The organism is Kribbella monticola (assembly GCF_003261635.1).
Taxonomy (GTDB): Bacteria; Actinomycetota; Actinomycetes; order Propionibacteriales; family Kribbellaceae; genus Kribbella; species Kribbella monticola.
Genome location: NZ_QFXK01000030.1, coordinates 1 through 13,700, shown reverse-complemented (window position 1 = coordinate 13,700; position 13,700 = coordinate 1). Strand labels below are relative to the sequence as shown.

Genomic DNA, 13,700 nt, shown 5'->3' with positions numbered 1-13,700 from the left:
TTGCGTCGGCCGCTCGACCCACCCACCCAGACGCCCCGCCTCATCGGGCCGCCGGTCGAGCTGCACCCCGGCAGTGCCATGACGGGGGTCCGCCTCGGAGGAGGGCGCGAAGCGGACGCGCTTCGGCGTACCGGAGTAAATCGTCGCGCGAAGTGTCTGGGGTGGCGTCTAGGGTCTGGGGTGTGACGGGACAGGTGGAGGCGCTGGTTCGGGCGCGGGGGTTGCGGAAGTCTTATGGGGACTTCGAGGCCGTCGCGGGGATCGACCTGGAGGTGTGGAAGGGCGAGGCGTTCGGGTTTCTCGGGCCGAACGGGGCCGGGAAGTCGTCGACGATGCGGATGATCGGGGCGGTGTCGCCGGTCAGTGGGGGCGAGTTGCGGATCCTCGGGATGGATCCGGCCACCGACGGGCCCGCCATCCGGGCGCGACTCGGGGTGTGCCCGCAGGACGACACCCTGGACACCGAGCTGTCCGTCCGGGAGAACCTGACCGTTTACGGCCGGTACTTCGGGCTCAGCCGGGCCGAGTGCCGCGAGCGGGCCGACGAACTGCTGGAGTTCGTGGCGTTGACGGAGAAGGCGAAGGTCAAGGTCGACGAGCTGTCCGGCGGGATGAAGCGGCGGCTGACGATCGCGCGGTCGCTGGTGAGCAAGCCGGATCTGCTGTTGCTCGACGAGCCGACGACCGGGCTGGATCCACAGGCGCGGCATCTGTTGTGGGACAAGCTGTTCCGGCTGAAGCAGCAAGGCGTGACGCTGATCATCACGACCCACTACATGGACGAGGCCGAGCAGTTGTGCGACCGCCTGGTGGTGATGGACGGCGGACTGATCGCGGCCGAGGGCTCGCCGGCGGAGTTGATCCGGGACTACTCGACGCGCGAGGTGACCGAGTTGCGGTTCGGGCCCGAGGTGATGTTCGCGGACCACGACGCGCTGGCCGGCAAGGTGGCCGACCTTGCGCAACGGATCGAAGTACTGCCCGATCGCCTCTTGCTGTACACCGACGACGGCGAGCGGGCGGTCGCGGCAGTGCACGAGCGCGGGTTGGAGCCGGCCGCAGTACTGGTACGCCGGTCGACGCTGGAAGACGTGTTCCTGCGGCTCACCGGCCGGACGTTGGTGGACTGATGACCGCTGTCGCGATCGAGAACGGGCAGAGACAGTTCGACTACTGGCTCACCGTCTACAAGCGGACCTGGAAGGGCAGCCTGGTCAGCAGTTTCCTGCTGCCACTGCTCTATCTGGCCGCGATGGGCATCGGCCTCGGCTCGTTCGTCGATGCCAACGGCACCGGCTCGCTCGGTGGCATCAGCTATCTGCAGTTCATCGCGCCGGGATTGCTCGCCTCGACGGCCTTGCAGATCGCGGTCGGCGAATCGACGTACCCGGTGATGAGCGGTCTCAAGTGGCAGAAGTTCTACTACTCGATGATCGCCACGCCGCTGCGTCCGGCGGACGTCATGTACGGGCAGCTTGCCTTCATCGCCTTCCGCGTCGCCAGCACCTGCGCGGTGTTCCTGGCCGTGATCGCCGCGTTCGGTGGATTGAGATCGCCACTCGGACTGCTGGGGTTGCCGGTCGCGCTCCTGGTGGGGATGGCCGCGTCCGCGCCGGTCTGCGCGATCGCGACAACGCTCAAGAACGACTCCGGCTTCGCGATGATCTTCCGGTTCGGCGTGATACCGGCCTTCCTGTTCTCCGGTGCGTTCTTCCCGGTCTCCCAGTTGCCGGACTGGATCGAGTGGCTCGCCTACGTGAGCCCGCTGTGGCACGCGGTCGAGTTGTCGCGGGATCTGAGCCTGAACACGGTCGAGTTCTGGCCGGCGCTCGGCAGTCTCGCCTATCTCGCTGCCTGGTTCTTGGTCGGCACCTGGTTCGCTGTGCGCGGCCTGACGAAGAGGTTGATCAGCTGATGGCGACTCTGGCTGTCCGGGTGATCCCGGTACCGATCCGCGTCGGCAACGGCCGGCAGGTCGTCGAGCGGAACTTCCTCGTCTACCGCCGATCCTGGGTGATGTTCGTGTCCGGCTTCTTCGAGCCGGTGTTCTACCTGTTGTCGATCGGCATCGGCGTCGCCAAGCTCGTCGGCGACTTCACGCTCGCCGACGGCACGGTGATCGGGTACGCCGCGTTCGTGGCACCCGCGATGCTCGCCAGCTCGGCGATGAACGGTGCCGTGTTCGACTCGACGTACAACATCTTCTTCCGGATGAAGTACGCCAAGCTGTACGACTCGATGCTCGCCACCCCGTTGCGACCGTGGGACGTCGCGACCGGCGAGGTGACGTGGGCGTTGCTGCGCGGCGCCTGCTATTCGGCGATGTTCCTGCTGGTGATGCTCGTGATGGGGTTGATCCAGTCCTGGTGGGCGCTGCTGGCTCTGCCGGTCTCGGTCCTGATCGGGTATGCGTTCGCCGGTGCGGGGATGGCGCTGACCACGTTCATGCGGAGCTGGCAGGACTTCGAGTTCGTCCAACTGGCCACGATGCCGATGTTCTTGTTCTCGGCAACCTTCTACCCGGTCCAGACCTACCCGGGCGCGATCCGCTGGCTGGTCGAGATCACCCCGCTGTACCAGGGCGTCGCCCTCGCGCGCGCCTTCACGACCGGCACCGTCAGCTGGACGCTGATCCTCAACGCCCTCTACCTGATCGCGATGGGCACCCTAGGCATGTACGTCGCCTCCCGCCGCCTCGGCAAACTCCTGCTCAAATGAGGGTGAGGGCGGTGAAGAGCAAGGTCGCCGAGGTGGCGCCGGGGTCCTGATGGCCAACGCTGCGTTCACCCAGATAGCTGGCCCGGCCTTTCCTGGCTAGCATTCCGATCGTCGCGTCGCGTCCACTCTCCGCGGCGCGAAGGCCGGCCCGGAGTACGTCGGGCAGCTCGTGATGGGCGAGTGCCGCGGCTTCGATCGCGTCGATAGCGGGAGCGAGTGCGTCGTACATGGTCTTGTCGCCGGCCTCGGCGCTTCCCCTGGCCACGACACCGGCCAACCCGGCCCGGAGTCCCCGCGCGAAGCGGCGGCTGTCCAGGCCGGGATCGTTGCCCACGGCCTCACCGAGGTACAGGAAGAAGGTGCCGAAGAGTGGGCCGGCGGCACCTCCGACCTTGCTCACGACTGTTCTGCCAACGTGATCCAGCAGGGCGCCCGGGTCGGCTTGAGGGGTGAGCTCGAGCTCCGCGGTCACCGCGTGGAAGCCGCGGGCGAGGTTGGTGCCATGATCGGCGTCACCGATCGCGGCATCCAGCGCGTTGAGCTGCTCCTTCTGGGCAGTGACCAGCCGTCCGAACTCGAGGATCCAGCCCGAGAGCATCTCCACGCTGATCTTGTCGGGTTCGCTGCGGTCGTGAGGCCCGATGAGGTCGTGGGACACGGTCAGCCTTCCTGCATCGACGCCGCCGGGACAGCTGCCGGCTGAGCAACGGCGGTCGCGACCGGGGCCGCCGCTCGGTCTGAGGCGGTTCGGGAGAGGGCAAGGAAGGTCAGACCGGCCAGCACGCCCGCGCTCAGTTCGGCCAGCACATAAACAGGCAACTGGCTGAACTGGACGTGACCGCCAGCGAGTTGCTGGACCAGCATCGGACCGACCGTGCGGGCCGGGTTGATCGAAGCGCCGGTGGCGGGAGCGACCGGGATGATCGCGCCGAACACGACCAGGCCGATCGCGATCCCGGCGAACCCCGGCGCCGCCTTCCGGTGGGTCACGCCGAAGACCGTCAACACCAGGATGAAGGTCCCGACGAATTCAGCCGTGAAGGCCTGCACCGCCCCGACGCCCTGCCCGTACGCCGCGACGCCGAGCCCCAGGTCGCTTGCCTTCGACCCGAGGACGCCGAGAATCGCCGCGGCGCCGAGGATCGCTCCGGCCAGCTGTGCCGCCAGGTACGCCGGCACTCTGGACCAGGGGAACTTGCCCGTCACCGCGAGTCCGACCGTCACGGCCGGATTGATGTGGTTGCCGGAGATCGGGCCGAGCGCGTACACGGTGGCGACGACCGCGGCCGCGAAGGCGAACGAGATCATCCCGAGGTCGGCCATCGTGAAAGGTGCCGAGCCGTTCACGATCAGCGTCGCGGGCACCGCGCCGACGCCGACGAAAACCAGGATGGCGGTGCCGATCAGCTCGGTGGCAAGCCGTTGCGGCAGGTTGTTGTCGTCCATGGAAGTCCTTCCGGGATGGGCCCCGAGACCGATGATGGAGATTCGAAAGCCGTTCGACATAGTCGAACGTAACTCGGAAGGTACGCCTGTGGTTCACTGCTGTAAAGAGTTGTTCGCTCTACTGAGGGGTTCTCGATGATCCAGTCCGTCGATCGGGCGATCCGGATACTCGGAGTGCTGCAGGGTGCCCGCCGGCTGAGCCTGTCCGACCTCGCCACCCGGCTCGACCTGCCGCCGTCGACGGCACACGGGATCCTCAAGACCCTGCAGGCGCACGGCATGGTGGTGCAGGATCGCGACTCGAACCGCTACCAGCTCGGGCCGGCCGTGCTCAAGCTCGGCAACGTCTACCTGGACACGCTCGAACTGCGGTCCCGGGCCGTCACCTGGTCCGAGGAGCTCGGCCGGCGCAGCGGCCACGCAGTACGGACCGGTGTGCTGACGTTCGACGAGGTGGTGATCATCCATCACGAGCCGAGGCCGGACGGCAGTCGTCAGATGCCCGAGGTCGGGATCGTGATTCCGGCTCACGCGAGTGCGCTCGGCAAAGCCTTGCTGGCGTTCCTGCCCGAGCAGGCCGATGAGCTGCTGGCGGGGGACAAGCTTCGGAGCATGACCTCGGAGACGGTGATCGATCCGGTTGTCCTGCGAAAGCAGCTCGACGAGGTGGCGCGGGATGCGCTGGCGACCGAGAAGGAAGAGGCTGTGTTGGGTGAGGCGGGCGTCGCCGCGCCCATCTTCGACGCCTCGGGTACTGCTGTCGGCGCAATCGGCATCGTGCTCCCCGCTGTCGACTGGGCTCCGTCCGACGCCACCTTCGCCGCGGTCCGGGAGGCTGCCCGCAACATCTCCAGGGAGCTGGGCGCTAGTCGCTGGCCGATCCAGCCCCGCTGATCCGGCCGCCCAGCTCCTCAGCACTCTGCCCTTTACAGCGAGATGACCTGCTGCCTATGCTCTCGAAATCCATTCGACATTATCGAATGATATTCGGTCTCATAGCGGAGGAGTGGCTCACGTGAAGAAGCTCATCAACGACCCTGCCGAGGTCGTACCTGAGATGCTGCAGGGTTTCGCGGTCACCAACCCAGGCATCACCCTGCTCACCGACGGCGTCGTCGTCCGGGCCGATCACGCCGTACTGCGCGCCCGCGGTCAGGTGGCACTGGTCTCCGGCGGCGGTGCCGGTCATGAGCCGGCGCACGCTGGCTACGTAGGGCCGGGAATGCTGACCGCGGCGGTCTCGGGTGACGTCTTCAGTTCGCCCTCGGTGGATGCGGTGCTGACCGCGATCCGGGCCGTCGGTGGTCCGGGCGGGGTGTTGCTGATCGTGAAGAACTACACCGGCGACCGGCTGAACTTCGGTCTCGCGGCCGAACTCGCCCGTACCGAAGGCCTCCAGGTCGAGATGATCGTGGTCGCCGACGATGCTGCCCTGGCCGCGGACGGGGACAACGCGGGCCGACGTGGCCTGGCTGGGACCGTGCTCGTCCACAAGATCGCCGGCGCCGCCGCGGAGGCCGGGCTGCCTCTCGCCGCGGTCAAGCAGGAGGCGATTGAGGCCGCAGATTCGATCGCGACGATGGGCGTGGCGCTGTCCGCATGCACAGTCCCTGCCGCCGGCAAGCCGGGGTTGGAGTTGGCGGCGGACGAGATCGAGTGGGGGCTCGGCATCCACGGTGAGCCAGGCGTCGAGCGGGGCGCCCTTCGTCCGGCCGACGAAGTCATCGACACGCTGCTCGGCCGGCTGATCGCAGATCGCGGCATCACCGCCGGGGATCGCGTCGCCCTGCTGGTGAACAACCTGGGTGGTACGCCGACGATGGAAATCGGCATCATCGCCCGGCGCGCCGCCGCTTTCCTTGCAGAGCAGGGAATCCAGCTCGAGCGTGCCTGGGTCGGCGGCTTCCTCACCGCCCTGGAGATGGCAGGATGCTCGCTGTCGCTCGCGCGGATCGACGACCAGGTGCTGACCCGCCTCGACGCGCCCGCAGAGACCATGGCCTGGCCCGCGAGCCATGTCGGCCGGGTCGCGAGTGAGGTCCCAACCCCTCGCGTCGAGCCGGAAGTGGTTGCCGAGCACAACGTTCCGGTCAACGAGGACTCGCCACTGTGGCAGGCGGTCACGGCGGTGTGCGCACAGCTCATCGAGGCCGAGCAGGAACTGACCGACCTCGACCAGCTCGTCGGCGACGGCGACCTCGGGATCAGTCTCGCCCGCGGCGCCCGCGCCATCATCAGCGACCGGACCCGGTACGACGGGACGGATGATGCCGCCGTGCTCCGCGGCATCGCAGGCACCGTACGCCGGGTGGTCGGCGGCACGTCCGGTCCGCTGTATGCGGCGTTGATTCTGCGGATCTCGGCAACCCTGAGTGCGGGGGAATCATGGCCCGTCGCCTTCGAGGCGGGCGTCGCCGCGGTCTCCGAACTGGGTGGTGCCCAGCTCGGCGACCGGACCATGCTCGACGCGTTGATCCCGGCCGCGGCGGCGCTGCGTACCGGAGTACTGGATGACGCCGTCGCGGCGGCGAGGGCGGGGACCGACGAGACGGCTCAGATCCTGGCCCGGCGTGGGCGGTCGAGCTATCTCGGAGATCGCGTCCTCGGGGTCGTCGATCCGGGCGCCAAGGCCGTGGTTCTCTTGCTCGAAGCGATCTGCTCCGCCGTCGAGGTGCCGGTCAGCTAGTGAGGAGGCGGCGGATCCACTAGGTGGCACCGTTTCACTGAGCTGCTGCCTGGACCGGACAGATACCCGGGCAGACGCGGTGACGTCATCACCTGGTGGAGCGCGCCGAAGCTCCTGCGCCAGCGTACGGCGAGGTCCCGCGGATGCAGCTCGCCGTACAGCTGTGTTTCGGTACGCCGATCGCTGCGAGCCGCCGGTCCGGCTGATCGGCGTGTGCTGCAACTGGGCAAGCCCACGAACAGCCTGGATCCACACGTCGACGGCGGTCACCCATTCGCCCAGGGGGTCTGCTCGTGGTTCGCGAAGGCCCGCAGTTGGTGTTGGTGTGCGAAAGAGAGTCTTTGCCAGGCGGCGGAGAGGGCGTACCTGACCTCTGAAGCGCGTTGGCTAGGAAGGTCCCCAGACCTCAAGTAGCTATTGCTCGAGCAGGCGGCGCGCCCAGTAGACGCCGCCGCGGAGCATCGACTCCTGGCTTGCCTCGCCGACGTGCCCATGCAGGTAGAGCGACGTCATCAGCTGGTGCAACGCGCCCAACTGCTCTGCCAGCGCGAGCGCCCGGCGCAGGTCCGCTGGGGGCGCGAACTCCTCCCACTCGGACAGGTAGGCGTCCACCACCCGAGGATCGCGGGACAGGTCGTGACGCTTGTCGAAGAACGTGACCAGATCCAGGAACGGATGCGACAGCGCGGCATCGGTCCAGTCGAACGCGAGCACCTGCCCGTCCCGGACCGCGAGGTTGCCCGAATGCAGATCGCCGTGCAGCAACGTCTCCGGTACGCCGACGTCCGCCAGCTCGGTGATTGCCTCGCGCAACCGTTTGGTGTGGCTCAGCAGCTGGTCACGCTCGGCCGGCTCCAGCCGGTCGGTGACCGGGTTGGGGCCGAGGAGCCCGTCGAGCTCGTCGTCGAGGATCGTGAGCCGACGGTCGACGCAGCCGAACTCCAGCAGCCGATCCGGCGATGACGCGTAGCTGCGCTGAAGTCGTGCATGCCCACGGATCGCGGCGATCCATACCTCGACGTCGGTCTCGGCGGCCAGCGGCGTACCGAGATCCGGCAGCAGCATCCAGACCCGCTCGTCGTCGATCGCCACCGGCGCGACCACCTCGCCGGGTCGCTCGTCCGAGAGATGCCGCAGCAGCCGCGGTTCGTGCGCGAACAGCAGAGGCAGCGAATCCGGCTGAGCCGGCGTGATCGTGGTGGAGTGCGCAAGTGCCTTGAAATAAACGGCTCCCGCGGCAGTCGGACACCGTAGTACGTTCGACAATCCCCAGGACCGCACATGAGTCGGTACGCCGGTCAGTGGCGACCCGGCAGCGGTGAGCTGATCCTCGATCCACGCGAGCGCCTCGTCGTACCAACCGAGCCTCGTCCAAGCAGGCGTGACCGGATGGTCGGCGGGCAGGTCGAGGTGGAGTCGGGCTGCCTTGACCAGGGGATCGTCGGCGTCGACCACCCAATCGTCGCCGGTCGCCGAGCCAACGAGCAGGTAGTCGACTCGTTCGGCATCCCGATCGTCCTCGAGGCAGACCAGAACGTAGCCCTCGACGCCCAGTTCGTCGTGAAGAGCGCGCAGTGGCGCCTCGACGTTGGGGAACCACAAGGTGTCGGGCACCAGGACCTGACCTGACGGCGTCATCAGGATGGACTTGCCGTCCGGGTGGACCACGACTGCTCTGACCGTCGTACCTGACACCTTCACACCGATCTGTCGGGGGAGCCCGCATCGTAGGCAGCACCGGGAACGCAGCACACATCCTTTACTCTGCGGAACCGGCTCGTCGCTGTCGGCGTCCGAATCGGCATGATCCGCTTCGTCAGGAAGACTCTCGCGTCCTTCCGTCGGACGCGTGCGCTGCTGGCCCGGTTGAAGGCGCCGTCGCAGCCGTTGCCGGGCGGCCGGCAGCGCTGGATCGAGCACTCGATGGACTGGCTGGCAACGGAGTTCGGGCGTGAGGTGCTGCTTCGGCCGGTCGTGCTGCCGGCCGCTGTCATTCCCGTCGACTACGACGGTTCCCTGCAGGCTGCGCGGTCACTCTGCGCGGAAATCGCCAGGCGTATGGACGTCGACCTCGATCGGATCGAGCTCGCCTTCGACCTGACGACGCAACGTCCGCTCGCCGCCAAAGGGCCGCTGCGGACGATCCGGGAACGCAGTGGTGAATGGGCTCGTGGTGAGCCGCGCAACCGGATCCGGCTGGCTCCGGAGCTGGCGGCCGATCCGGTCGCGATGGTTGCGGTGTTCGCGCACGAGCTCGGGCACGAGTTGCTGCTCGGAGCGCGCCGGGTGCAGGTGTCGCGGCCCGATCAGGAGCCGTTGACCGACTTGTTGACCGTCTTCTTCGGACTCGGGATCTTCACGGCGAACGCGTCGTTCGACGTACGGCCGCATCCGAGTGGCCGGGGCAAGCAGCCGTTGGCTCGCGGGTATCTCCGCGAGGACGCGCTCGCCGAGGCCATGGCGTACTACGCGCGGCTGCGCGGCGAGCGACACCCCGCCTGGCGCAAGCACCTGGACCGGCCGGTGCGCGTCGTAGTGTGAGCGCGTGACGATCAGTGCGGCCGAGATTGCCCGGGCAGCGGATCTGCTGCATGACGTGGTGGCGCCTACACCGCTGGAGTACTCGCGCTGGCTGAGCGACCTCGTCGGCGGTGACGTCTTCCTCAAGTGCGAGAACCTGCAGCGGACGGGGTCGTTCAAGCTGCGTGGCGCGTACGTGCGGATGGCGCGATTGTCCAAGAAGGACCGCGCGAAGGGAGTCGTCGCCGCGAGCGCCGGGAACCACGCGCAGGGCGTCGCGCTGGCGGCCCAACTGCTCGGGATCAAGGCGACCGTGTTCATGCCACACGGCGCGCCGATCCCGAAGGAGAAGGCGACCCGCGCGTACGGCGCCGAGATCAGATTCGTCGGTACGTCGATCGACGACTGCCTGAAGGCGGCCCGCGCATTCGAGGCGGAGACCGGCGCGATCCTGATCCACCCGTTCGACCATGTGGACATCGTGGCCGGCCAGGCGACCACCGGGTTGGAGATCGTCGAGCAGTGCCCGCAGGTGCGGACGGTCGTCGTACCGACCGGTGGTGGTGGATTGATCGCCGGGATCGCGTCGGCGATGCAGCGCGACGGGATGCCGATCGAGGTCGTCGGGGTGCAGGCGAAGGGCGCCGCGGCGTACCCGGCCTCGCTGGCCGCGGGCGAACCGGTGCAGCTGGAGAAGATGGCGACGATGGCCGACGGGATCGCGGTCGGGCTGCCGGGGACGGTTCCGTTCGCGGCGATCCAGCGGTACGTCGGTGAGGTGCTGACGGTCGGCGAGGATTCGTTGTCCAAGGCCCTCTTGCTGATCCTCGAACGCGCCAAGCTGGTCGTCGAACCGGCCGGTGCGGCCGCGGTTGCCGCATTGCTGGACAACCCGAAGCGGTTCAAGCCACCGGTCGTCGCGGTGCTGTCGGGCGGCAACATCGATCCGCTGTTGCTGATGCGCGTACTACGGCACGGTATGGCGGCGGCCGGACGCTACTTGTCCTTGCGAGTGCGGATCCCCGATACGCCTGGTGGGCTGGCGGCGTTGCTGACCCGGCTGGCCGAGGTGGAGGCCAACATCATCGAAGTACTGCATGAACGGATCTCGGAGACGCTGCACCTGGACGAGGTCGAGGTGGCGCTGCAGCTGGAGATGCGTGGCGACGAGCACCGCGAACGCGTGCTCGCCAGCCTGCTGGCAAGCGGCTACACCTACACGCTCAACTAGCCGACTTCAGTCTGTCGGGTCGCAGGACTTGATCAGTGGGGCGTGCAGGCGCTCGGCGAGAACCCGGCGCTGGGTCGGCTGTGCTTCCCGCTGCCGGTGCAGACCCTTCTCGGTCATGCAGACGCTGATCGCACGGCGGTCCTCGGGGCACATGTTCCGCTCGACCAGGCCGGCTGTTTCCAGCCGCCCGATCACGCGGGACAGCGCGCTCTGGCTCAGATGGACCGAGCCGGCGATCTGCTGGACCTTGGCGGACTGATCGGGGAGCTCGGCCAGTCGCTCGAGCACCTCGTACTCACTCATGCCCAGGCCGTGGCCGGATTGCAGCTCACGGTCGAGCGCGCAGGTGAGATCCGCATGGCGGGCCAGTAGCTGGCGCCACTCGCGGACATCGGCGCTGGTTTCACCAGTCCCAGCGCTGACCTTCGTCTCGGTCATGTCGGCGACGTTATCATGCAGCTGCATCCAATGCAACCGCAATTAATGACTAGACATTAGATGCACATGCATGCAAAGCTCTCTTCTCGTGACACAGACAACGCAAGTACCTCCGACCCGCCTGACCTGGGATGCACGCCTGTGGGGCGCGCTCCTGGTGGTCTGCGGCGTGATCTTCCTCGACGGCCTCGACGTGTCCATGGTCGGCATGTCGCTGCCCTCCATCGGCGCCGACCTCGGCGTCTCCCTGTCCTCCCTGCAATGGGTCGTGACCGGTTACGTGCTCGGCTACGGCGGCTTCCTGCTGCTGGGCGGCCGGACCGCCGACCTGCTCGGCCGCCGCCGCGTCTTCCTGATCGCGCTGGCCGTGTTCGCCGTGGTCTCGATGCTGAGCTCGCTGGCGACCAACCCCGAACTGCTCATCGCCGCGCGGTTCGTGAAGGGCATCGCCGCCGCGTTCACCGCGCCGGCCGCGCTCTCCATCCTCACCACGACTTTCCACGAGGGTCCGGACCGGAACCGGGCGCTCAGTATCTTCACCACCTGCGCCGCGAGCGGCTTCTCGCTCGGCCTGATCCTCGGTGGACTGCTGACCGAGGTCGGCTGGCGCTGGACCTTCCTGATGCCTGGCCCGGTCGCCCTGCTCGTGCTGCTGTTCGCCATCAAGCTGATCCCGAACAGCCCCCGCGACGAGGCAGTCGGCGGGTACGACGTACCGGGTGCCGTCACGGTCACCGCCGGGATGCTCAGCCTGGTGTTCGCCGTGGTCGGCGCTGAAGGGGCCGGCTGGGTCTCGGTTCGTACGATCGGCCTCTTCGTTCTGGCAGCCGTGTTGCTGGCGGGCTTCGTCTGGATCGAGACGCACACCAAGCACCCGCTGGTCCGCCTCGGCATCCTGCGCAAGACCAACTTGCGGCTGGCGAACCTGGCGATCATGACGGTGTTCGGCGCGTACGTTTCCTTCCAGTTCATCGGCACGCTGTACCTGCAGAACATGCTCGGCTGGTCGTCGCTGGAGACCGCGCTCGGCTTCCTGCCGGCCGGCCTGCTGGTCGCCTTCCTCTCGCCGAACGCGGGCAAGCTGGCGGACCGGATCGGTACCGAGCGGATGGTCGCGGCCGGCATGGTGCTGTTCGTCGCGGGGTACGCGCTCTTCCTGCGGATCGGTCAGACGTCGAACTACACCGCCACGGTGCTGCCGACGATCGTGCTGATCGGCCTCGGCTTCGCGATCACCTTCCCGGCGCTGAACATGCAGGCCACGAACGGCGTGGACGACAACGAGCAGGGGCTCGCGTCCGGTCTGTTCAACACCTCCAGCCAGGTGGGCGGCGCGATCGTGCTCGCCATCACCACGGCGGTCATCGGCAGCCAGTCGCACGGGGTCACCGCACCCGGCGGGATGCTGGCGGCTTACAAGCCGGCCCTCGTCGTGATCACCGGTATCACCGTGCTCGGCCTGCTGCTCGGCGCCTACGGCCTTCGCGGGCTCAAGGAGCGCCGCGCCCTCGCCGCAGCCGAGGCGGCAGAGCTCGAAGCAGTCCAGTCGGAACTCGCCGCGGAAGAGATGTCCCCGGCGGCCTGACAAGAACCGGCTCCTTCGCCGGAGCCGTGCAGTAGATAGAGAAAAAGCAGTGCGGGTCACGGGCTACTCCGCCGTGACCCGCACTGCTGTCTTTTAGGCGCCTCGTGTGGTGGGCACTGGAGCGAGCATGTCCGGTCGTGCAATCAAGGGTCATCTGCTCGCAGGGCGCTACCGGCTGGCCGACACCCTGGGGCGCGGCGGGATGGGAGTCGTTTGGCGGGCACGGGACGAACTGCTCGGTCGCGAAGTCGCGGTCAAGGAGATCCTGCTCCCGCCGGAGCTGCCGGACCAAGAACGCGTCGTGCTGCGCCGTCGGACGCTGCGGGAAGCCCGATCGGCCGCCCGGTTGAGCCACCCGAACGTCGTCGCCATGTACGACGTGGTCGAGGAAGCGGGGCGGCCGTGGATCGTGATGGAGCTGATCCGGTCGCACACGCTGGCGGAGCGGATCCGTGAACAGGGTCCGCTGCACTGGCGAGATGTCGCGATGGTCGGGCTCCAGGTGCTCTCCGCGCTCGAGGCGGCGCACTCGGCCGGCGTACTGCATCGAGACGTGAAGCCGAGCAACGTGCTGCTTGCCGACGACGGGCGCGTCGTACTGACCGACTTCGGGATCGCTACGTTGGAAGGCGATCCGGCGCTGACGATATCGGGGGCGATCGTCGGATCGCCTGCTTATATGGCGCCGGAACGCATCCAGGCGCGCGGGGCAGGTTTTGCCTCCGATCTGTGGTCGCTGGGTGCCACGCTCTACACAGCTGTTGAGGGCCGACCGCCGTACGACCGCGGTGCCGCCCTCCCCACCTTGACCGCCGCAGTGACAGAACCGCCCGACCCCGTGCGCCTGGCCGGCCCACTAACCCCCGTCCTCGAAGGCCTCCTACGCAAAAACCCATCCGACCGCCTAGGCGTCTCGCAAGCCCGCGTCCTACTCCAACAAGCAGCCCACACCCCGCTCGCCACCCCCACCCGCATCGCCCCAACCGCCCCCCACCCCACCCCCAACGCCGACCGCGGCCAAAAAACCCGAGTCCTCCCCCTCCCCCCAACCCTCCGCACCCCCACCACCCCCCAAC

General features: G+C 67.8%; 13 protein-coding genes. 9 read left to right on the top strand and 4 right to left on the bottom strand.

What is annotated here, in order from left to right; all coding sequences use genetic code 11:
* Positions 1-182: 182 nt before the first annotated feature.
* The 3 genes from DIZ26_RS16460 to DIZ26_RS16450 are packed head-to-tail and all read left to right on the top strand — an operon-like array spanning position 183 to position 2,718.
* Positions 183-1,130 carry an ABC transporter ATP-binding protein gene (locus DIZ26_RS16460; RefSeq protein WP_112242225.1) on the top strand — a complete coding sequence of 316 codons (948 nt, stop codon included), beginning with the start codon at positions 183-185 and terminating at the stop codon, positions 1,128-1,130.
* Positions 1,130-1,915 carry an ABC transporter permease gene (locus DIZ26_RS16455; protein WP_112242222.1) on the top strand — a complete coding sequence of 262 codons (786 nt, stop codon included), beginning with the start codon at positions 1,130-1,132 and terminating at the stop codon, positions 1,913-1,915. Before DIZ26_RS16460 ends, DIZ26_RS16455 begins: the two co-directional genes overlap by 1 nt.
* On the top strand, positions 1,915-2,718 hold the full coding sequence (locus DIZ26_RS16450; protein WP_112242220.1) for an ABC transporter permease: 804 nt from the start codon (positions 1,915-1,917) through the stop codon (positions 2,716-2,718). The genes DIZ26_RS16455 and DIZ26_RS16450 overlap by 1 nt, the downstream gene beginning before the upstream one ends.
* Here DIZ26_RS16450 and dhaL read toward each other — a convergent pair.
* Both dhaL and DIZ26_RS16440 read right to left on the bottom strand, forming a co-directional pair.
* Positions 2,711-3,316, bottom strand: coding sequence for a dihydroxyacetone kinase subunit DhaL (gene dhaL / locus DIZ26_RS16445; RefSeq protein WP_112243336.1), 606 nt, complete (start codon positions 3,314-3,316; stop codon positions 2,711-2,713). The genes DIZ26_RS16450 and dhaL overlap by 8 nt on opposite strands.
* Positions 3,317-3,378: 62 nt before the next feature.
* On the bottom strand, positions 3,379-4,164 hold the full coding sequence (locus DIZ26_RS16440) for an MIP/aquaporin family protein (protein ID WP_112242218.1): 786 nt from the start codon (positions 4,162-4,164) through the stop codon (positions 3,379-3,381).
* 135 nt (positions 4,165-4,299) lie between these two features.
* Between DIZ26_RS16440 and DIZ26_RS16435 the strand changes: the two genes are divergently transcribed.
* Both DIZ26_RS16435 and DIZ26_RS16430 read left to right on the top strand, forming a co-directional pair.
* Positions 4,300-5,058, top strand: coding sequence for an IclR family transcriptional regulator (locus tag DIZ26_RS16435; protein ID WP_112242216.1), 759 nt, complete (start codon positions 4,300-4,302; stop codon positions 5,056-5,058).
* A gap of 121 nt (positions 5,059-5,179) precedes the next feature.
* Positions 5,180-6,850: a dihydroxyacetone kinase family protein gene (locus DIZ26_RS16430; RefSeq protein WP_112242214.1), complete on the top strand. Its 1,671-nt coding sequence runs from the start codon at positions 5,180-5,182 to the stop codon at positions 6,848-6,850.
* A gap of 414 nt (positions 6,851-7,264) precedes the next feature.
* Here DIZ26_RS16430 and DIZ26_RS16425 read toward each other — a convergent pair whose 3' ends face one another.
* Positions 7,265-8,545, bottom strand: coding sequence for an aminoglycoside phosphotransferase family protein (locus tag DIZ26_RS16425; protein WP_157979736.1), 1,281 nt, complete (start codon positions 8,543-8,545; stop codon positions 7,265-7,267).
* A 108-nt stretch (positions 8,546-8,653) separates the two neighbouring features.
* Between DIZ26_RS16425 and DIZ26_RS16420 the strand changes: the two genes are divergently transcribed.
* Both DIZ26_RS16420 and ilvA read left to right on the top strand, forming a co-directional pair.
* Positions 8,654-9,391, top strand: a complete 738-nt coding sequence (locus DIZ26_RS16420; protein WP_112242210.1) for a hypothetical protein — start codon at positions 8,654-8,656, stop codon at positions 9,389-9,391.
* 4 nt (positions 9,392-9,395) lie between these two features.
* Positions 9,396-10,601, top strand: coding sequence for a threonine ammonia-lyase (gene ilvA / locus DIZ26_RS16415; protein ID WP_112242208.1), 1,206 nt, complete (start codon positions 9,396-9,398; stop codon positions 10,599-10,601).
* Positions 10,602-10,607: 6 nt separating this feature from the next.
* Here the strand turns inward: ilvA and DIZ26_RS16410 are convergent, their stop codons facing one another.
* The gene (locus DIZ26_RS16410) at positions 10,608-11,039 is read right to left on the bottom strand and encodes a MarR family winged helix-turn-helix transcriptional regulator (protein WP_232828388.1); all 432 of its coding nucleotides are present in this window, start codon (positions 11,037-11,039) and stop codon (positions 10,608-10,610) included.
* A gap of 88 nt (positions 11,040-11,127) precedes the next feature.
* On the opposite strand from DIZ26_RS16410, the gene DIZ26_RS16405 reads away from it, so the two are divergent.
* Together DIZ26_RS16405 and DIZ26_RS16400 are read left to right on the top strand one after the other, a co-directional pair.
* Positions 11,128-12,624 carry an MFS transporter gene (locus DIZ26_RS16405; RefSeq protein WP_232828387.1) on the top strand — a complete coding sequence of 499 codons (1,497 nt, stop codon included), beginning with the start codon at positions 11,128-11,130 and terminating at the stop codon, positions 12,622-12,624.
* 127 nt (positions 12,625-12,751) lie between these two features.
* Positions 12,752-13,700, top strand: a 949-nt coding sequence (locus tag DIZ26_RS16400; RefSeq protein ID WP_198676135.1) for a serine/threonine-protein kinase, incomplete at its 3' end; no start/stop codon positions are given.

Bases quoted from the DNA above. Each gene is read 5' to 3' on its own strand.
- DIZ26_RS16455 (WP_112242222.1), top strand. From the start codon at position 1,130: ATGACCGCTGTCGCGATCGAGAACGGGCAGAGACAGTTCGACTACTGG.
- DIZ26_RS16450 (WP_112242220.1), top strand. From the start codon at position 1,915: ATGGCGACTCTGGCTGTCCGGGTGATCCCGGTACCGATCCGCGTCGGC.
- dhaL (WP_112243336.1), bottom strand. From the start codon at position 3,316: ATGCTCTCGGGCTGGATCCTCGAGTTCGGACGGCTGGTCACTGCCCAG.
- DIZ26_RS16440 (WP_112242218.1), bottom strand. From the start codon at position 4,164: ATGGACGACAACAACCTGCCGCAACGGCTTGCCACCGAGCTGATCGGC.
- DIZ26_RS16435 (WP_112242216.1), top strand. From the start codon at position 4,300: ATGATCCAGTCCGTCGATCGGGCGATCCGGATACTCGGAGTGCTGCAG.
- DIZ26_RS16420 (WP_112242210.1), top strand. From the start codon at position 8,654: ATGATCCGCTTCGTCAGGAAGACTCTCGCGTCCTTCCGTCGGACGCGT.
- DIZ26_RS16410 (WP_232828388.1), bottom strand. From the start codon at position 11,039: ATGACCGAGACGAAGGTCAGCGCTGGGACTGGTGAAACCAGCGCCGAT.